This window comes from Exilibacterium tricleocarpae, assembly GCF_007004655.1.
Lineage (GTDB): Bacteria > Pseudomonadota > Gammaproteobacteria > Pseudomonadales > Cellvibrionaceae > Exilibacterium > Exilibacterium tricleocarpae.
Genome location: NZ_ML660089.1, coordinates 461,137 through 478,999 on the forward strand (window position 1 = coordinate 461,137; position 17,863 = coordinate 478,999).

The window sequence follows — 17,863 nt, forward strand, 5'->3', positions numbered from 1 at the left end:
ATGGAGAGATGGTAATGCCGGCCTTGTGAATCGGCGCTAGTCCTGTGAACCGCTCGCCTGGTCAAAGGCGAAACCACCCGCTTCACTGCCGGCGAAGTAGCCAAGTGCGCCGCCGATCACGCCGCCCACTATACCACCGATCACTGCACCTGTCGCGGTGCCGAGTACGGGCACCACGCTGCCGATGAGGCCGCCGAGGGAGGCGCCGGCGGCGCCGACAACTTTACCGCCGGCCCAGGCACCCGCCCAACCGCCGGCGATTTCCGAAGCCGCTCGACCGGTATTGCTCCAGTCGCCGGTTTCAGAGCTTTCAGCGATTTCCGAGCCCAGGCGGACGGCGTCAACGCCGGCGCCAAACACCAGGCCGAATCTTCCGACAATGCGGGCACCGCGTCCGATTCTTGCCGCCCTGGCCAAGTCAGCCTGGGTTCTGGCGGCATCGGCACCTAGTCTGGGCGTAATTTCCGGCGTATTACTGATATTGTTCCAGCGGTTGTTGCCGCGCGCGTCGAGGGTATTGGTTTCGGTGCGGATCAAATTGCGATTGCGATTTAAAAATTCCCCCGTCGCCCGCTGTGGACTACCTGTCGGATACTCGAGCAGGTTGTTGATATTGGCATTGATCCAGCGCACGCCGAGCTGTCTGCCCATCGTGCGTGTATTGCTCATACGGGCGTTGCCATTGGCGCTGAATTTGGACTCACTGATAACAACGTCGACTACCCGCCCATTTCTGGCTCTTTTTACGAAGACACCGTCAAACCCGTTGTTGCGGGCCAGTCGCGCCTGCATTTCGGTATACCCGCGGCGCAGGTAGCTCGCCCGGGCGGCGCTCTCACCGGCCAGGCCCTTGTCCGCTCGGCTTACCCCTCTGAAGCCGGTGGAGGCGTTGGCCTGGGAGTTGCGAAACTCCGCTCTGGCCTGGGCCCGTTGCGCAGCGGTGGCAGGTGCCGGACTGTTGCTCAAGTAAGCCCGGTAACCGGCCTGGCCGCCCTGCCAGACAGCGGCGAGCGCGGTGGTGACCCGGGAACTTTCAAAGGATTCGTTTTCGGTCAGCACCGCTGCGGCATCAATCGCCGTGAGTCCTTCCCGGGTGGCCAGGTCTTTGGCACTGACCGTTGAATTACCAAAGTCGAGTTGTTGAAAATCGGCGCCGTTGGTACCAATGATCAGGAATTCGTTGTTGAGAGACAGTGTCGTTACCGATGAGCCGTCCGGTTCCTCGACAGAGAAATTCGCAAAGGCATCATTCTCGAACAGGAAGTCCTGTGCCGGTGTGCCATCATTGCTGGCCGTTGCTTGTAACAGGCGGACGCGGTCGAAGTTAAAGCCATTTTCACTGATAATGCCCAACGACTGCGCCGCAACCAGGTCTGAGCTGAAATCGGTACCGGTCAAGTCGGAGGCAAATTCGGCAAAGTTTGCCTGATTGGCGGCGATAGTTTCAAAAGTAGAGAGTGCGAGGGACGTCCTCTCATCGAGTTGACCGGTTTGCTCAACCCCCAGCAGTTCCTGCAGTTCCCGAATGGACGTCGCACTGGGCTGGCTTCTTACCTGCTCGGTCAGCGCGCGAATTTTATCAAGGCCGTTACGGGTGCCGTCGTTCAATCGAGGGTCCTGGTTGCCGCCGACGTTAAATTCAACGCCGTTAACTTGCAGATCGCCGGCGATGCGCCGTTCGGTGAAGAATTGATCGACGGCATTGAGCGCATTTTCCGCACCGAAGGCGAACAGACTGATTTCACCGTCAAGCGATAAATCAAACAATACGGGATTACCGGCGGCGGCAATTTCAGACAGCACCTGGCCGCTGGTCAGCGCGCCTTCATCCAAGTCGAAATCCGAAATGCCCAGGCGCTGCTCAAGCGCGGCGGCGATCAGGTGGGCCTCTTCCTCCACCAGAACACCAAACAACAGTGCGGCCGCATTGGCATCCGTTCTGGCACGGTCGACCAGGTTTTGGTCCAGTACGATATTTTCACCGTTGAATTTACCCAGTACCCCGTCGCCGAACTCATTGGCGAAATTCTCGGTCAGTATTTCCTGCAGAAGTCCGCCTTCCTCGATTAACTGTTGCACTTCGCTGCGGGTTTGCGGGTCGATCTCCTCAAAGTTTTGTGCCAGCTTGTCCAGCAGCAGCAACTGTCGGTTAATACGCTGGTCGCGGCGAACCTCCGCCTGCAACGCCGCGGTACCCTGCTGTGCCAGAGCGGTCAGTCCGGTGGCATCGGCAAGGCTCTGGCCGAGGAAAGTGCCAATTTCGTTGCCAATTGAACTGGCGATATAATCCTCCCCAGCTTCCTTATCGAACAGGGCCAGACCGCCGCTGACCAGCAAATTGGTTGCCAGTTGATTGCCGGTCAGGTTGAGCCCGTCAAAAATTGGCTCGGCGCCAATTCCACTGCGTGACAAGCCGGTGGTCAGGGTGCTGCCGATGGCGCTGGCCCAGGTGGCGGCTGATATCTCTTCGTTGCGCACAAAACTCTCGGCCACACTCAGCCAGGGCGTGACGTATTGGATGGTGGCGCCCAGGGCGCCGCCCACCTCCGTGGCCACCGAGTCGACCAGGGCGCCGACCGAGCCGTCGGCTTTAACGCCTTGTACCGGGCCGAGACCGGCGGCCGCCAGGCTGGCCCAACTGGTGATCTTACCGTCGTTTTCCCGCACCTGTTTAACGGCTGCGGAGGTTACCTGTAAGGCGCGTGCCGAGAGTTTCGCAAACTTCGCTGCGTTGCCGACCAACTGTCCGACTTCAACCAGTTTGCCAAGTCCCTGGGCGGCGCCGGACAGGGCGCCGGTGATCGCCCCGGTCGCCACCGCTCTCCAACTGAAGTCATCCTGGTAGCCGAGGGCGATAAAGATACCCTGCTGCACGATGGCGGCCGCGGCACCGACTATGGCACCGGCAATGGCAAAACTGGCCACCGTGAGCGCGGCACCACTGAGGCCTATGGCGCCGAGAGCCGGGGCAATTACGGCGGTGGCGAGGCCGGCGGTCGCTATGATTGCCACCACAGCGATCACGGCGACGATAATTATGGCGAGAAAGCTGCCGCAGCCGTCGTCCTTGGAATCAGACTTCAGATTGGGCAGGGTCGAACCGATAATATCGCCCTCGTTGTACACCACATGGGTGTCGGCCGTGAGACGGCCGGTTTTCACTGTGTTGGGGATCTGCAGGCGCTGGCCTTCGGCAAGGGGCTCGCCCGGCACCAGGCCGTTGGCTTCGGCGATGACAAACCAGAGACTCGGATTGCCGTAGACCGCGGCGGCGATGCCCTGCAGGGTATCGCCGGCAGAGGTGGTCACAGAGGTCACCGCGCTGTTGGGAAAGTCTTCACCCAGGGGTTGGACCAGGTTATATCTCCCCGTATCGAGCAGGGTTTCACTGGCCGCATCTTCGGTATTCCCGGTTTGACCCACCGGGTTGCGGTTGGCGTAGGCGAATTCGGTTTCGAAGATATCGTTGTCGTTGCCGGTGTCGTTAAAGCGATACAGGATTTGGCCGTCGTTGTTATACACAAAGCGCTGCACTTCGGCCCGGTCCTGCTCGTCACCGATACCCTTGTTGAGGGTCACAAGGTTGTCGTTGACATCATAGGTGTTGGTGGTGCGACCGCTGGCGTCTTTACCGCGTGCGTTGATGCGCACTTCCTGGCCGGCGCTGTTGTAGATATGGTCGAAGTAGAAGGTATTGCCGTCATCCACCAGTTTGGTGCGGGTAACGTTACCGGCGTCATCCAGGGTCTGGGTGGTCTGCTGGCCGTCGTCGTTGGTAAAGAAGTTGCGGTTGTTCTCGTAGTACTGCCGGGTGGTGACCTTGTCCACCGAGCCGTCGCTGTTGAAAGTACGGAAGCGGGTGACATTGCCGACCTTGTCGTATTGCCAGTCGGCGGTTTTATTGCCGCCGCTTTCGGCCGCTGTCACACGCCCGCCGGCGTCGAAGGTATATTCGGTAACTGTGCCTTCGTTGTTCACCATGATGCGGTTGTTGGCGGCATCGTAGCCATACTGAACGAGAATGGACCCGCGCTGCGTCTGTTGGACCACATGATTGTTGGCATCGTAGCTGTAGACATGGTCGACAAAGCGGGTGTTGGCATCCAGCCCTTCGCCGTCGGGGTCGTAACCCAGGTCGGTGAAGGCCCGCGCCAGGTTGCCGGCGTGGTCCCACTGGTAATTGGTGTGCATGCCGGTGATGCCGTCAAACCAGCGAGTCATCTGGCCGACGGCGTCGTATTGGTAGGTGATGTCGCGGTTGTGTGCATTGCCGGGCGTGTTGGTGATTTCGCCGAGGCGCTTACCCGCCAGGTCGTAGGTGTAAGTGGTGCGCACGCCGGTACCGAGGTCGTTGACTTCCACCTGCCTGCCGGCGGCGTCGTAACTGCGGCGGATATCTTTGCCGTTGGCGGCGAATTCGCGGCTGACCCGGCCCTGGTCGTCGTAGTCGAAGAAGGTGATGCGACCGCCGGCATCGATTTGTTGCAGGAGGCGGCCAAAAGCCCCGAACACCCGGGTGGTGATCCGGCCGGCCCCGTCAATGCTTGCCACCAGGTTGCCATAAGCGTCGTACTGCTGGCGCTCGTGAATTTCCCGGCCGTTTTGCAGGGTCACGGTGTCGGTGACCCGCCCCAGGCCGTCGCGAACCTGGCGCGACTCATGGCCATTGGCGTCGACGGTGCGGGTGCGGTTGTTGCGCCCGTCGTAGGCGTAGGTGGTGGTATGGCCCAGGGCATCGTTGGCACTGACGAGACGGTCGCGCTGGTCGTAAGTCATAGTGACGCTTTGGTTCAGGGCGTTGGTCATGCGGATACGGCGGCCGAACACATCGTAGGTGTAGGTGGTGGCGTTGCCCTCGCCATCGATTTCCTGGATCAGGTTGCCCAGGGTGTCGTAGAACTTGTATTGGGCGTTGCCGAGCGCATCGATCTCCGCGGTGTTGCGGCCCAGGCGATCGTAGCGGAAGGTGGTGGTGTTAAACAGTTGGTTTTGTTCGGTGAGCTGGCTGCCCAGGGCATTCCAGGTGCGGCGGATGTGGCCGCCCAGGGGATCGATTTCGCGCACGATATTGTCCTGCACGTCGTATTCGAAACGCGTCACTGCGCGCTGGCCGTTCACTGGCGGGGCAAATCGTGCCACTTCACGGTTGCGACCGTCGTAGGCAGCCAGGCTGACAATGGGATCGGGCGCACCCTCTTCGCCAAAGCTTCGGGTGACCAGGGTGTTGCCGTTGGCATCGACACCGAATTCGCGCCAGACGCCGCTTTCGGCATTGGTGGCGATCAGGTTGTTGAGGGCGTCATAACGGTTTTCAGTGAAATAGCCCGTGTCGCTGCCATCGACCTGTTGACTGCCTCCCTCGCCACCGGTGGCCAGGGTCGGCAGGCTCAGTGCGCCGGCACCGGCGGGCAGGGGACCGCTGTAGAGACCCGGATCGACGGTGATAACGCCGGCGGCGGAGAGGCTGATTTCCCCGTCGGTCTCGGCGGCGCCGGTCAGCGTTACCGAGTTGTCCGTGACACTGGTGCTGGCGGTATCGGTGTTGATTCGCAACCAGTCGACAACAACCTCGTTACCGTCGCCGTCGAGGTAGTAAATTTTGAGATCGTAGTCACCGGCAGCCAGGAGCGCCAGGGTAGTTGCAAACGTGTCACCGCTGGCGGTCAGGGCGATATCATTGGCAAAGCCGGTGCCGCTTTGCGCAGTGCGCCAGGCCAGGCGCACCTCGCCGCTGACATTGGCCACCTCGGCGTTGGCCAGCACGGCTGAGATGTCCAGGTCATAGCCGAGAATCGTTACCGTCGGCGGATCGGTGCTGTCGTCAGTCTCGGTAATCTCGGTTGAGGTTATTGTGGTGGTGTGGGTGGCCCCGAAAGCACTGCCGTAGAAGGCGCTGTAGTCGAGGCTGCCCGCCGCTGCCGGATTGGCATCGACTACCAGGCGGCTGCCCTCGCGCAAGGCATTGGCGCGCTGGCCGTCGACAATCACCACCTGGCTGTCGCCGATCTCGGGCAGGGTCCAACTGATGCTGCGCTCGGTGGCGTCCAGCAGGGTCGTGCCCACAGTCACGTCGAAGGTGTTCAGAATCGTATCGTTGTTTTCTCCCACCGCGCGCAGCGTGATGGTATAGGTACCGGCCGGCAGGGGTGCCGCACCGGCGCCGATGACTACCGGGAAGTCGATAAAACCAAGCCCGCTGTCGGCGCCTTCGACACTGGCGCTGCCGCGGACACTGTCATCAGCGGTATTGACCCAGGTAGCCGAAACGCCGAGCAGGTCCGCGGCAAAGCCGGCCGGCAGCGTGGTGTCGGCATTGATGCGATAGAAGGTCTCGCTGCCCACCACCACAGTGGATTCGGTCAATTGTGTGGTGACGCCGAGATGTTCTCCCGCAGCTTCGAAGGGTATCTCATCGCTGCTATAGCTCGCGCCCCCGGCGTCCTGCCATTGCAGGCGGTAGGCCAGTTCCTGGGGGTTGGCGATCCCGCTCAGGGTGGCGCGAAACAGACCGTCGCCGAGGCTGGTCATGGCCTGCACAGTGGTGGTGGAGCCGGGCATACCGAAGGCGATGGTCGGGTTGATAACACCGGTGTCGAAGCGGGCAGTTACCTCGAGGGTGTCGGCGGCGGTCTGCGCCACCGCCACCTCGTTGAGGCGCGGCGGGATGGTGATGGATTGCTCCGCCGTCCAGGTCAGGCTGCCTACGGCATCTTGGGTTACCACGCGGAAAAACAGGGTGTCACCGGGATTGAGGTTGGCGGCGGGAATGACGCTTGAGCCGCTTTCGCTCAACCAGGTGCTCTGGACCGCGCCCCGGTTGGTGTACCCGGCCGGATCACTGCGACTGGTGGTGTCGTAAACCACATAGGACTGCACGTTGGCACCCGGTGGCAAGGTCCAGCCGATGGTGAGATTCTCGCCGAGGGCGGCCTCGAGATTGGCCGCCGGCAGCGGTACCGAATCCAACTGGCCGGTAAAGGCGAAAATCTGGTTACCCGCGGCATCATATTCGTACACGGTGCCGCTGCCGTCCGGGCTCACGGAACGGATCAGGCTGCCGGCGCCGTTGTAGCTGAACTGTTGCACAAAGCCGTCTTCATCCACCGCCCGGGTACGTCTGCCGTTGGCGTCGTAACCGAACATCCGGGTGAGGTCATCGGCGCTGCCGGCACCCATCAATTCGGTTTCCGCAGCCAGGCGGTTGAGGGCGTCATACAGGCGATTGAGCTGCTGGTCGTTGTGGTTGCTGCCCACCAGGGCGGCAAAGTCTGTTGTGCCGCCAAGGCCGGCCAGGTCCACGCTTGCAGCCACCGGATTGAACAAACGCTTGGCCTGCGTCTGGTTGCCGTTGGCATCGTAACTAAACAGATTGGCCACACGGTTGCCGTCCACCACCGCGATCCGGCGATTGAGGGCATCATAGTAATTGTATTCGGTAAATGCCTGGGTGCTGCCGGCGGCGAGGGTACGGGTCAGCAGGTTGCCGACCCCGTCATAGGTAAAGCGGGTGATCACGCGCTCGCTGCCGGTGATCAGTGTCGCGGGGTCGAAGACTTCTACTTGCGGTCCGACTTCTTCCACCAGGCGACTGGCGGCGTCGTAGCGCCGGCTGGTCTGGTAGACTTCGCCGGCGGGCACTGTGGGCCGGCTGGCCGGAGTCTGCGCTGCGATATCCAGCGGCTGCGTGTAAACCCGCTGCTCCACGACGTTGTCCTGGGTATCGTAGTCAAATTCCGTGAGGTAGCCTTGCGGGTCCACCTGAGCCACCAGGCGGTCCCTGGCATCGTAGTAGGCCACCGTGCGATTGCCGTTGCGGTCAATAATCTCGATTTGATTGCCGAAGGCATCGTAGACAAAACGTTCCTCCGGACTGAGCACGGCGGTGGTGATCGAGGGATTATTGGCGTCTGTGCCGGTGAGGCCGGTCACTTCGATCTGCGGGTGCACAATACGGGTGACACGCCCGCCCCGGTCGTACTCGCGGGTCGTCGTGCGTGAGATGCCGGCGGGGGCCGCGGGTCGCTGTGACGGGTCTTGGGCGGCAGCGTTCAGGCGGGTCAGGTAGAGAGTCTCACCCACCTGTTCGCCGGCGGCGTTATAGGTCCATTCGCGCAGGGCATTGTCACCGTTGATTTCCGCTAACACCCGGTTGTTGCTGTCGTAGTAGCGGGTGGTGACGAAGCCGGCGGCGTCGATCACCTGGATTTCGTTGCCGGCGGCGTCGTAGGCGCGGGTGATGGTGGGCCGCAGACTGGTGAAGCCGCTATCGATTGTGTAGACGGTGACCGCCGGCGAGATTTCCTGTACTACCCGGTTGTTGTTATCGTAGACAAAATCCGCGACATTACCGTTGCCGTCCGTCAGCGATGTTTGGTTGCCCACCGCATCGTAGGCAAAGGATGTGGTATTTCCCAAAGCGTCGATCTGGCGCACCACGCGATTGTTCAAGTCGTATTCGACGCGCGTGATCCGGCCGTTGGCATCGGTATTGGCTATGGCGTTGCCCGCCAGGTCATACTCGATAAACTGCCGCAGGTTCAGGCCGTCCGGATCAAAGGTTTCCGCAATTTGACGATTGTTCAGGTCGTAGCCAAATGTGGTCGTGCGCCTGGTGTTCGGATCGCTGCCGTTAAAGATAGATTCACTGACTTTGTTGTTGGCCGCGTCATAGGTGAGGGTGGTGATTGTGCCATCCACATCGGTAAAGGTCTGCAGGCGATTGTTGTTATCGTACTGATAGGTTATCTCGCGGGCCGCCGCAGAATTTGCAAACTGTTCTTCCCGAATTAGATTTCCCACCGCATCATATTCATAATTGTGTACGGACTGGTCGGACTCGATACGCTGGATGATCCTGCCGTTGCCATCGACAATGGAGGTAAAGCTGCGGTCATTCACTGAGGGGGTCGGATCAGGCGCGACCCGATCATCAACCGTGCCCGTGTAGCGGTTAAAGTAAATTATCTCGCCCACGCGATTGCCGGCCGAATCATACGCAAAGCTGTTGACATAGCCTTCAGGGTCGAGCACCGATACCAGTTTATTGGCGGCATTAAAGTAAAACCGCGCTACCCGCCCCAATGCATCGGTTGCCTTGATGCGATTGCCCAAGGCGTCGTATTCGTACTCACTGCGGTTTAACTCGCCATCGATCTCTGCGGAAATCCGGTTGTTTAAGTCGTATTCGGCGCGGGTAACGCGTTCATCGCCGGTGCCCGCTGCCACCCGCTTGAGGATTTCATTACCCAAGGCGTCGTATTCGAATTCGGTTCTTACCCCGTAGGGGTCAATTTCTGTAATGCGGCGATTGTTACCATCGTATTCGAACGCCAGGTCAATCCATACCTGGTTTGTGCCGTCATCACTTTGCAGAATACTCTCGCCAATTTTATTGCCCACTTCGTCGTAAGTGTTGATGGCAACACCGCCCGCTGGGGACTGTGTTTGCACCAGGCGGTTGGCCAGGTCGTAGCTGAGTAACGTCGTTCTCGGTTGTGAGCTGTTTGCCGCCTCAGTGGTACGAGTGCGATTGCCTACGGCGTCATAGCCGTATTCCGTCGTGACACCCAAAGCGTCGGTTAGCCTTGTCAGGCGGTCGGCCGCATCGTAATCAAAAGCGTTGGACTGCACGGCGGCGCGGGCGGCTTTGGCGGGGTCATAGACAGGATCGTTCACCGCCACCAGGTATTGGCCGTGTGTGACCGTTGTTTGGTTGCCGAAGGCATCGTGCTGAATGCTGGTGCTAAAACCGTCCGCATCGGTAATCAGTGCCTGGCGATCAAGTTGGTCATAGGCGTAGCGTGTGGTGCGTGCGTCACTGCCATCAGCGAAAGACTGTGTTACCTCAATTAGGTTATCGAATACATCATAAGTATTGGCTGTCAAAATACCGCCGGCAGATAAAGAGGTCAACACCCGGCCCAGACCGTCAAACGTGTTGGTGCGCACGCCGCCGTTCGAATCGACTATTTCAGTTTGATTGCCCAGTACGTCATAAGTGTAGAGGGTGGTACCCCCTATCGGATCGACGGCCTGAACGAGACGGTTGTCCAGATCGTAGCTGTAAAACGTGTGTCGTTCCTCGCCGGGCACACCGGCCGCCTGAATCGTCTCTACCTTGTTGTCCGCGCCGTCATAACGGTATTCGGTGCGCACGCCTGCGCCATCGGTGGCGACTGTCAGGCGATTGTCGCGATCATATTCAAATACAGCGCTGCGCTGATCGGCCAGTCCCGGCGCCTGAGTCAGGCTGATGCGATTGCCTGCCGCATCGTAGGCGTAAGCCGTTTGTTCGCCCTCGCCATTGGTTTCCAAAACCAGTTGGTTGACACGGTCGTAGGCAAACAGCTCTGTGCGCTCATCGACTGTACCCTGGGCCCGGGTTGCGGCGACCCTATTACCGGCGCCGTCATAACTCATCGCTGTTACAAAGCCGAGCGCGTTGGTCTCTTTGGTTATTCTGTCGTTGCCGTCATAGTCGTATAAAGTGACCCTTTGCGCGGCGGTGCCAAACGCCTCGTAACGGGCGATAATGTTGGCGTTGCCATCCAACTCGTGGAAAGTTACCACGCCTTCGGCATTGGTTTGACTGATGACTCTATCGTCCAGGTTATAGCCCGTTTCTGTGCGGCGAACACTCGAGGTATCGGCTGCCTCGAGGGTTGCGATTCGATTGCCGCGGGCATCGTATTCAAAATCCGTGTGAATACCTAAAGCATTGGTGCGGCGCAAGAGCCTATCGGCGGCGTCATAGGAAAATGTGTCGATGCGGCCGGGATCGCCGGGCAGGGGAGAGGGTAAGCCGCCGCCAACGACGACCGGTTCATTGTATCTTGTCGAGGTAAGCCGGTTGCCCATCGCATCGTAGCCGGTGAGCGTCAGATAACCTTCAGCGGTAACTGTGGCGATCTCTCGATCCAGGCGGTCAAAAAAGCTGTGGCGCACGGCGGTATCGGTTCCGGCCAGGTCCCGGTACTGAATCGTTTGTAACCTGTTGCCGGTCGCGTCGAGCACATAGTCGGTGCGGTAGCCCTCGCCATCCACTCGCGCGGTTAAGCGATCCAGCCCGTCGTACTCGAAGCTGGTTTGCTGATCCTGGGCTGTGGGAGTGGGGGCCGGCACCTGTGCCGGATCGGCAGGATAGGCCACTGGCTGCATAAACAGTGTTTGCCGGGTGACATTGCCATTGGGGTCAAATTCAAAACCGCTGACAAAGCCCTGTCTGTCGACTCTATAGGTCATCCTGTCGTTGTTGTCGTAGTAGCGGACTTCTACATTGCCTCGACCATCGGTGATGCTGACCTGGTTCCCGCGGCCATCGTAAGCGTAATGCGTGGTGAATCCCTCTCCATCCCTGACACTGACAGTGCGGTTATTCAAGTCATAGGCTGATAGAACAGCATTGCCGTTGGCGTCCACCTCGGATACCCGATTGTCCGCCTTGTCATAGGTCACAGCGACTTCAGTGTTGCCCAGGCCGTTTACCTGCTGAACCAAGCGGTTGTTGAGGTCGTAAACAAATGCGGTCACCGATGCGTCGGTGGTGTTTGCCGCCCGCTCGATCGACGTCTGGTTGCCGACAACGTCATAGCCAAAGCGGGTTTCGATGCCGTTCGGATCGATCTGGGAAATTAGCTGGTTATTGAGGTCGAAGGCAAAAGTCGTTTGTCTGCCCAACGCATCCATCGATGCCACCCGATTGCCGGCGGCATCATAGGTATAGCTAAACTCTCCGCCCTCGGGGTCGACCTCCCGGATCAGTTGGCCGGCGCCGTCGTAAGTGAAGCGGGTCGTTCTATCCAGACTCGAGTCGGGTGCGGTCGGCTTGATAAAGTCATCGGCAGTACCGGCGAAGGGGGTAAAGCTTTCACGGCGTGTAATCTGGTTGTCGGACGCATCGTACTCAGATTCGATGATATAGCCTTCTGCATCCAGCATACTGACAATGCGATTATCCGCATCGTAGTAAAAGCGGGTGGTGGCGTTGCGGGCATCTGTGGTCTTGATCTGGTTGCCTATAGCGTCATATACGTGCTCGACACGGAAACCTTCGCCATCAATTTCAGCCGTGATACGGTTGTTTAAATCAAATTCCGCCCGCGTGATCGTCTCATCGCCAGTGCCGGCAGCAAACCGCGTGAGAATTCTATTGCCTACCGCATCATATTCGAATTCCCGGCGCAGTCCCTCGCCGTCGATTTCGGCGGTGTTGCGACCGGCATCGTTGTAATCAAAATGGGTGCTAATCCAAACTTGATTGCCCACACCGTCGTCGCTCTGCAGTTGCAGACGGTTAACGACCTGGCCCAGGGCATCGTATTGATTGCGGGTGATGCCGCCTTCAGGATTTATCACTTCAGTCAGGCGATTTGCCAGGTCGTAGCTATAGCGGGTGCGCCGATCTGAATTGACGTTGGCGCCATCGATACTGGCGGTGCGGTTGCCCACGGCGTCGTACTCAAAGACCATCTGATTGCCGAGGGCGTCAGTGGTGGAAATCAGCCTGTCGACTGCGTCGTATACTGTCGTTGTCGTCTGTGGGAGAGCCAACAGGGCTTTGGCGGGGTCGTAGGCGGGATCGGCAGCGTCGACCAGATAGAGCCCGCGGGTGGTTGTGGCACGATTGCCGAACACATCATAGGTCGTTGTGGTGCTAAAGTCATTGCCGTTGGTTACGCGGATTTGCCGATCGAGCAGGTCGTAGGTGAAGCTTCGCGTGCGCGCATCCGTGCCGTCGGCGAAGGACGTGGTCTGGCTTAGCAGATTGTTGCGCAAATCGTAGGTGTTAACGGTTAGGGTGCCGCCGGCGCTTAGGGAGGACGTCAAACGGCCGATCAGGTCGTAGCTGCGTTGTTCGATACCGCCATTTTCGTCAGTTATCACAGTGCGATTGCCGAGCACATCGTAGTCGAAAGTCTGCGTCCCTCCCAGCGGGTTGATCGATTGAATCAACCGGTTATCCAGGTCGTAATCGAAGTAACTGTGACGCTCTACGCCGGTAACTCCGGCGGCCTCGATAACTTCAACGCGATTGTCCACACCGTCGTAGCGATACTCTGTGCGCACGCCCTCGCCGTCAATTTCTGCACTTTGGCGGTTGTCGCGATCATACTCGAGTAACGTAACCCGCTCCTCGGCGAGTCCGGGCGCCTCAATAACCGCTACCACATTGCCCGCGCCGTCGTAACGATTTTCGGTGCGCTCCCCTTCGCCATTGATGGTGGCAATTAGGCGATTGTTGCCATCGTAATGGCGATAGTCGGTTCTCGTTTCCGCAAGGCCGTCAGCCCGTGTCACGCTGATGGTGTTGCCGTTGGCGTCATACGCGAAGGACGTCACCACACCAATGGCATCGGTCTCTCTGACCAGGCGGTTATTGCCATCGTATTCCATCGCCGTCAGGCGTTGTTGAGGAGAACCAAAGGCGTCAAACCGGGTGATGATATTGCCGTTGCTATCGAGCGCAAACCGGGTCATAGTGCCCAATGCATCTGAGGTTGATATAAGTCGATTGCCCCGATCATAGGCAAATTCGGTACGGCGCTGGTCAACGCTGGCGGCAGCTTCTACGATAGCCGTCCGATTCCCCCGCGCATCGTATTCAAAACGCGTCAGGACCCCCAGCGCACTTTCACGCTCCACCTCCCGATAGGCGTTGTCGTAAGTAGAGCGCTCCGTGCGGCCGGTATCGCCGGCCTGCGGCTGCGGCCGGCCGTCTGCCGGGACATTTACCCGCAGATCATAAACCGTGCGGGAGGTTTGATTGCCGACGGCATCGTAGGTTATTTCCGTTAGATACCCTTCGGCGGAAAGCATTGCCACTTCGCGATACACGTTGTCGTAGTAGTTGCGCGTAATCGCTACATCAGTGCCAGCCAAGTCTCTAAAGCGATGTGTTTCCAAACGATTGCCCAGCGCATCATATAGATACTCGACGCGATATCCCTCCGCATCGATTTGCGCCGTGATTCTGTTTAAGTTGTCATATTCGAGCAGCGTCGTCTGGTCTTGTGGACTCTGTGGCAGGGCTGGCGGCACCTCGGGATCGAGCGGCAAACCGAGCGCTTGCATGTGTAGTGTCTGTGAGACAACATTACCGTTGTTGTCATAACTGTTTGACCGCGCGTAGCCCTCGGCATCAACCCGGACACTAACTTCATTATTGGCGTTGTAGTAAATCGTCGAAACCTGGTTGCGCCCGTCTATCACCTGCACCCGGTTGCCGTTGGCATCATAGACATACCTGACGATATTGCCTTCTGCATCATCTATTTGTGCAACGCGGTTGTTTTCATCATAGGTATACCGGGTGGTATTGCCGTTGGGGTCGGTCACCAGGGTTTGGTTATGGTTTTCATCATAATTGTAACTGTAAGTGTTGCCCTCCCCATCAATTTCCGCAATCAGGCGATCGTCCAGGTTGTAGACAAACTGTTGGGTGACGGCATCAGGCGTGTTGGCAGCCCATGTTATCCGGGTTCGGTTGTCCACTGTATCGTAAGAAAAGTGGGTCTCGACATCGTTGGCCTCAATTTGACGGATAATGCGATCGTTGTCGTCATATACATAGCGTGTGGAGTTGCCGAGGGCATCGATGCGATCGAGTACATTGCCGACCGCATCCAATACAAACGACGTTGTTTGCTGCTCTGCATCGATTGTGCGAACAACCCGGTTCAGCGCATCGAATTCAATAACGGTGGAATTACCCTCGGCATCGATTATCCCGGTATTGTTGTAAACCCGATCGTAATTTTGCTCGGTTATCCCGCCCTCTGCATCGACGACCCGACGCAGGTTTTGTTCGGCGTCGTAGAGAAACGTTGTGACCTGTTCATCGGCGGTTCCCGCAGCGCTGCGCATTTCGATTTCATTGCCGCGCACATCGAAGGAAAAGACGGTGATGCGACCTTCGGCATCGGTCTGTTTGACCCGTCTGTTGCCGGGGTCGTACTCCATTTTGACGATGCCGCCACGCGCATCGGTCATAGAAAGCCGGTTGCCGACACCGTCATATTCGAACTTGGTTTCAAAGCTTAACGGATCAATGACTTTTATGTTGCGATTGAGTGCATCAAAAAAGTATCGGGTTGTGTTATTTCTGCCATCTGTGGCCCTGATGCGGTTTCCCACTGCATCGTACTCAAAGGACCGGCGATGCCCCTCAGGGTCTGTTTCAGCGATGATACGGTTGTTCAGGTCGTATTCGTAGCTCGTGGTGCGGGCCTCTGCAGTGCCGTAGGCGCGTGTACCGCTAGTCACATTATCGAAATCGTCATACGCCAGGTGAGTGCGGGTACCGATGGCATTAACGGTATCTGTTTGCCGGTCAATGGCGTCGTAGGTGTGTGTGGTGGTGCGACCCAGTTCATCAATCTCTTTTACCAGGTTATCACTGCCGTCGTAGGCGAACCTCGCCACTTCTCCCAGCGGGTCCTGTTGGGAAATGATGCGGTTTAGCGCGTCGTATGCAAAGCTTCTACTTCTGCCGAGATGATCTGTCTGGCTCGTGAGATTACCTTCCCGGTCGTAAATATAATGACGAGTGTAGAGGTTTCGCAGGGCGTTCTGGTCGGCTTGACTCAAGTCGGCGGCGTCCGCCGCATAGCCCAGTTCCTGTCTGATCGCCTGGTAGAGTGTGCTGTTGCTGATCGCAAGGGCGTTTCCTACCCCGTCAGTTTCCGCTATGAGCCGGTTGAATTCGTCATAGGTATAGCGGGTTATCTGTGCCTCATCCCTGTTGCTGATAACGACCTGCCCGCTGGTGTTTGCCGTTGCCTCGACCCCGATCATTACGGCGGTGCGATTGTGGCGACTGTCGTATTCGAATACGGTTTTTATACCATTGGCATCCTCGATCATGACCACTCTGTTGTCGCGGTCAAAGGTGAATTTGGTACTGTGACCGTTTTCGTCGATGGTTTCCACCTCGTTGCCGTTAGCGTCAAAGATGTGCTCGACGGTATAGCGCACCGGCGCGCCACTCACCGGATCAATGGTTTCCGGGTGTATTTCGCGCAAGAGACGATTGTTACCGTCGTACTCATATTCGGTCGTATTGCCATTCCCGTCTGTGACGGAGAGACGATTGCCCGGTGCATCGTAAGCATAGCGACTGACATTGCCCTCGGCGTCGATTTGCGTGATGAGCTGGTCTTCTTCATCGTAGCGCAACCGAACTGTTTCCCGTTTACTGGCGGCAAGTTGCACTCCGGCAATAATCGTCACCTGGTTGTCGTTGGCATCGTATTCAAAGCGGGTAATATGGCCGATGGCATCTGTTTGCTGTAACAGCAGGTTGTTGCGGGTATAGACCCACTCGGTGGTAAAACCGCGGTTATTGGTTGTGCTGATGCGGTTGCTTTCACCGTCGTAGGCATAAGTCGTGGTATATCGAACCGGGTCACCATTGGCGTCAGCGACCTCGGCGGTCAGCACTTCCACCCATTCACGGCGTGTGTTGAAAGTAAACTCAGTGCGCCGCCCTTCGGTATCAATGGCGGCGGTCCGATTTCCCACGACATCGTACTCAAAACGGGTGGTGCGGTCCTGCAGGGGATCGGTGACGGAGGGGTCGATGGTGGCGAGCAGGTTGTTGTTACGATCGAACAGGCGGGTGATGGTCTGACCGTTGGCATCGGTGACGCTGATGCGGTTGCCCACCGCATCGTAGGTGTTGATGGTGGTGTGGCCTTCGGGGTCGGTCACGGTCAGCAGGCGATTGTCGGCATCGTAGGTAAACGACGTCACACTGCCCCGGGCGTCGATTAACTGGGTCAGGTTGCCGTAGTGATCGAAGGCGCTGTGGGTGATATTGCCCTCGGCATCGATGGTGCGGATATTGTTGCCAAAGTCATCGTAAAAGAATTGCGTGATCTGTTGCTTGGCCGGGTCACTCAGGTCATTGGCATCGAGAAATACCGTACGGCGCGTTTGATTGCCGAATGCATCGTAGTCGAAACGGGTGATATCCCCACCTGCGTCGCGCCGTTCGATCAGGTTTTGGTTGGCATCATAGTTGAAGAAGGTCGTGTGCAGGGTGAGTATGGCCTCGATATCTGCGGCGGATAGATCGGCTACCGAGGCGGCATAACCCAGCTCAATCCGCCGCTCCTGATACAGTTGGGTATCGCTGCTGACCAGGGCGTTGCCCACCGCCGAGGTGCTGCTGGCCACGGTGTTGAAATCGGTATAAGTCAAGGTGACTTGATTGTCGACATTGTCGGTGCGGCTGATAAGGTTGCCCCGTTCATCATAGGTAAAATGCGTAGTGAAAGCCTCGATCAGGGCATTGATGTCCGCCTGGGTTAACCCGGCCACCTGCTTACCGTTACCGGCGGTATCCACAATGCCCAATTCTTTTCTCAACTCGCGAAAATAATGGCTGTCGCTACTGACGGCTCCGTCACCGTTGCGGTCAGTCAGGCTGATCAGATTGTCGGCGCCGTCGTAGGCGTAGGTGGTTTTGAATCCCTGCTGGTCGGTAACTTCGGTCAGGTAGCCATCAGCCCGGTAGCGGTAAGTCAGGCTGTGAGCCGTTCTGATCGCGTCAACCTGGGCCTGAAAACTTGGATCGGAGCCGACCTGGCCGGCGCTGTAAGTGGCGTAGTAGCCGTTCGCCAGCCGCCATTCGATATACTGGGCGTCATTCGAAAAGGCCCGGTTATTACCCAGGGCATCGACCATGACCGTCGTGCCGCCGGCAAAATGCGAATAGGGATCAACGGCATCTTCCGCAACACCGTTACCCGGGTACTCCTCCTGCTCAGCACGGTCGTAGTGGCCAAAGAAACGCCGGGAATCAGTGGGGTCATCGACGAAAGTAAAGTCGTAGTCAAATGTTGTGCTGCCGCCGCCGGCGTCA

1 protein-coding gene is annotated in these 17,863 nt (G+C 58.2%); it reads right to left on the bottom strand.

Features of this window, described 5'->3' with window-relative positions; genetic code table 11:
- Nucleotides 1-36 precede the first annotated feature (36 nt).
- Entirely contained in the window at nt 37-17,685 is a 17,649-nt protein-coding gene (locus tag FKG94_RS06495; protein WP_218943453.1) for a hypothetical protein, read from the bottom strand.
- Between the last annotated feature and the right edge of the window lie 178 nt (nt 17,686-17,863).

Bases quoted from the DNA above. Each gene is read 5' to 3' on its own strand.
- FKG94_RS06495 (WP_218943453.1), bottom strand. From the start codon at position 17,685: ATGGTCGATGCCCTGGGTAATAACCGGGCCTTTTCGAATGACGCCCAG.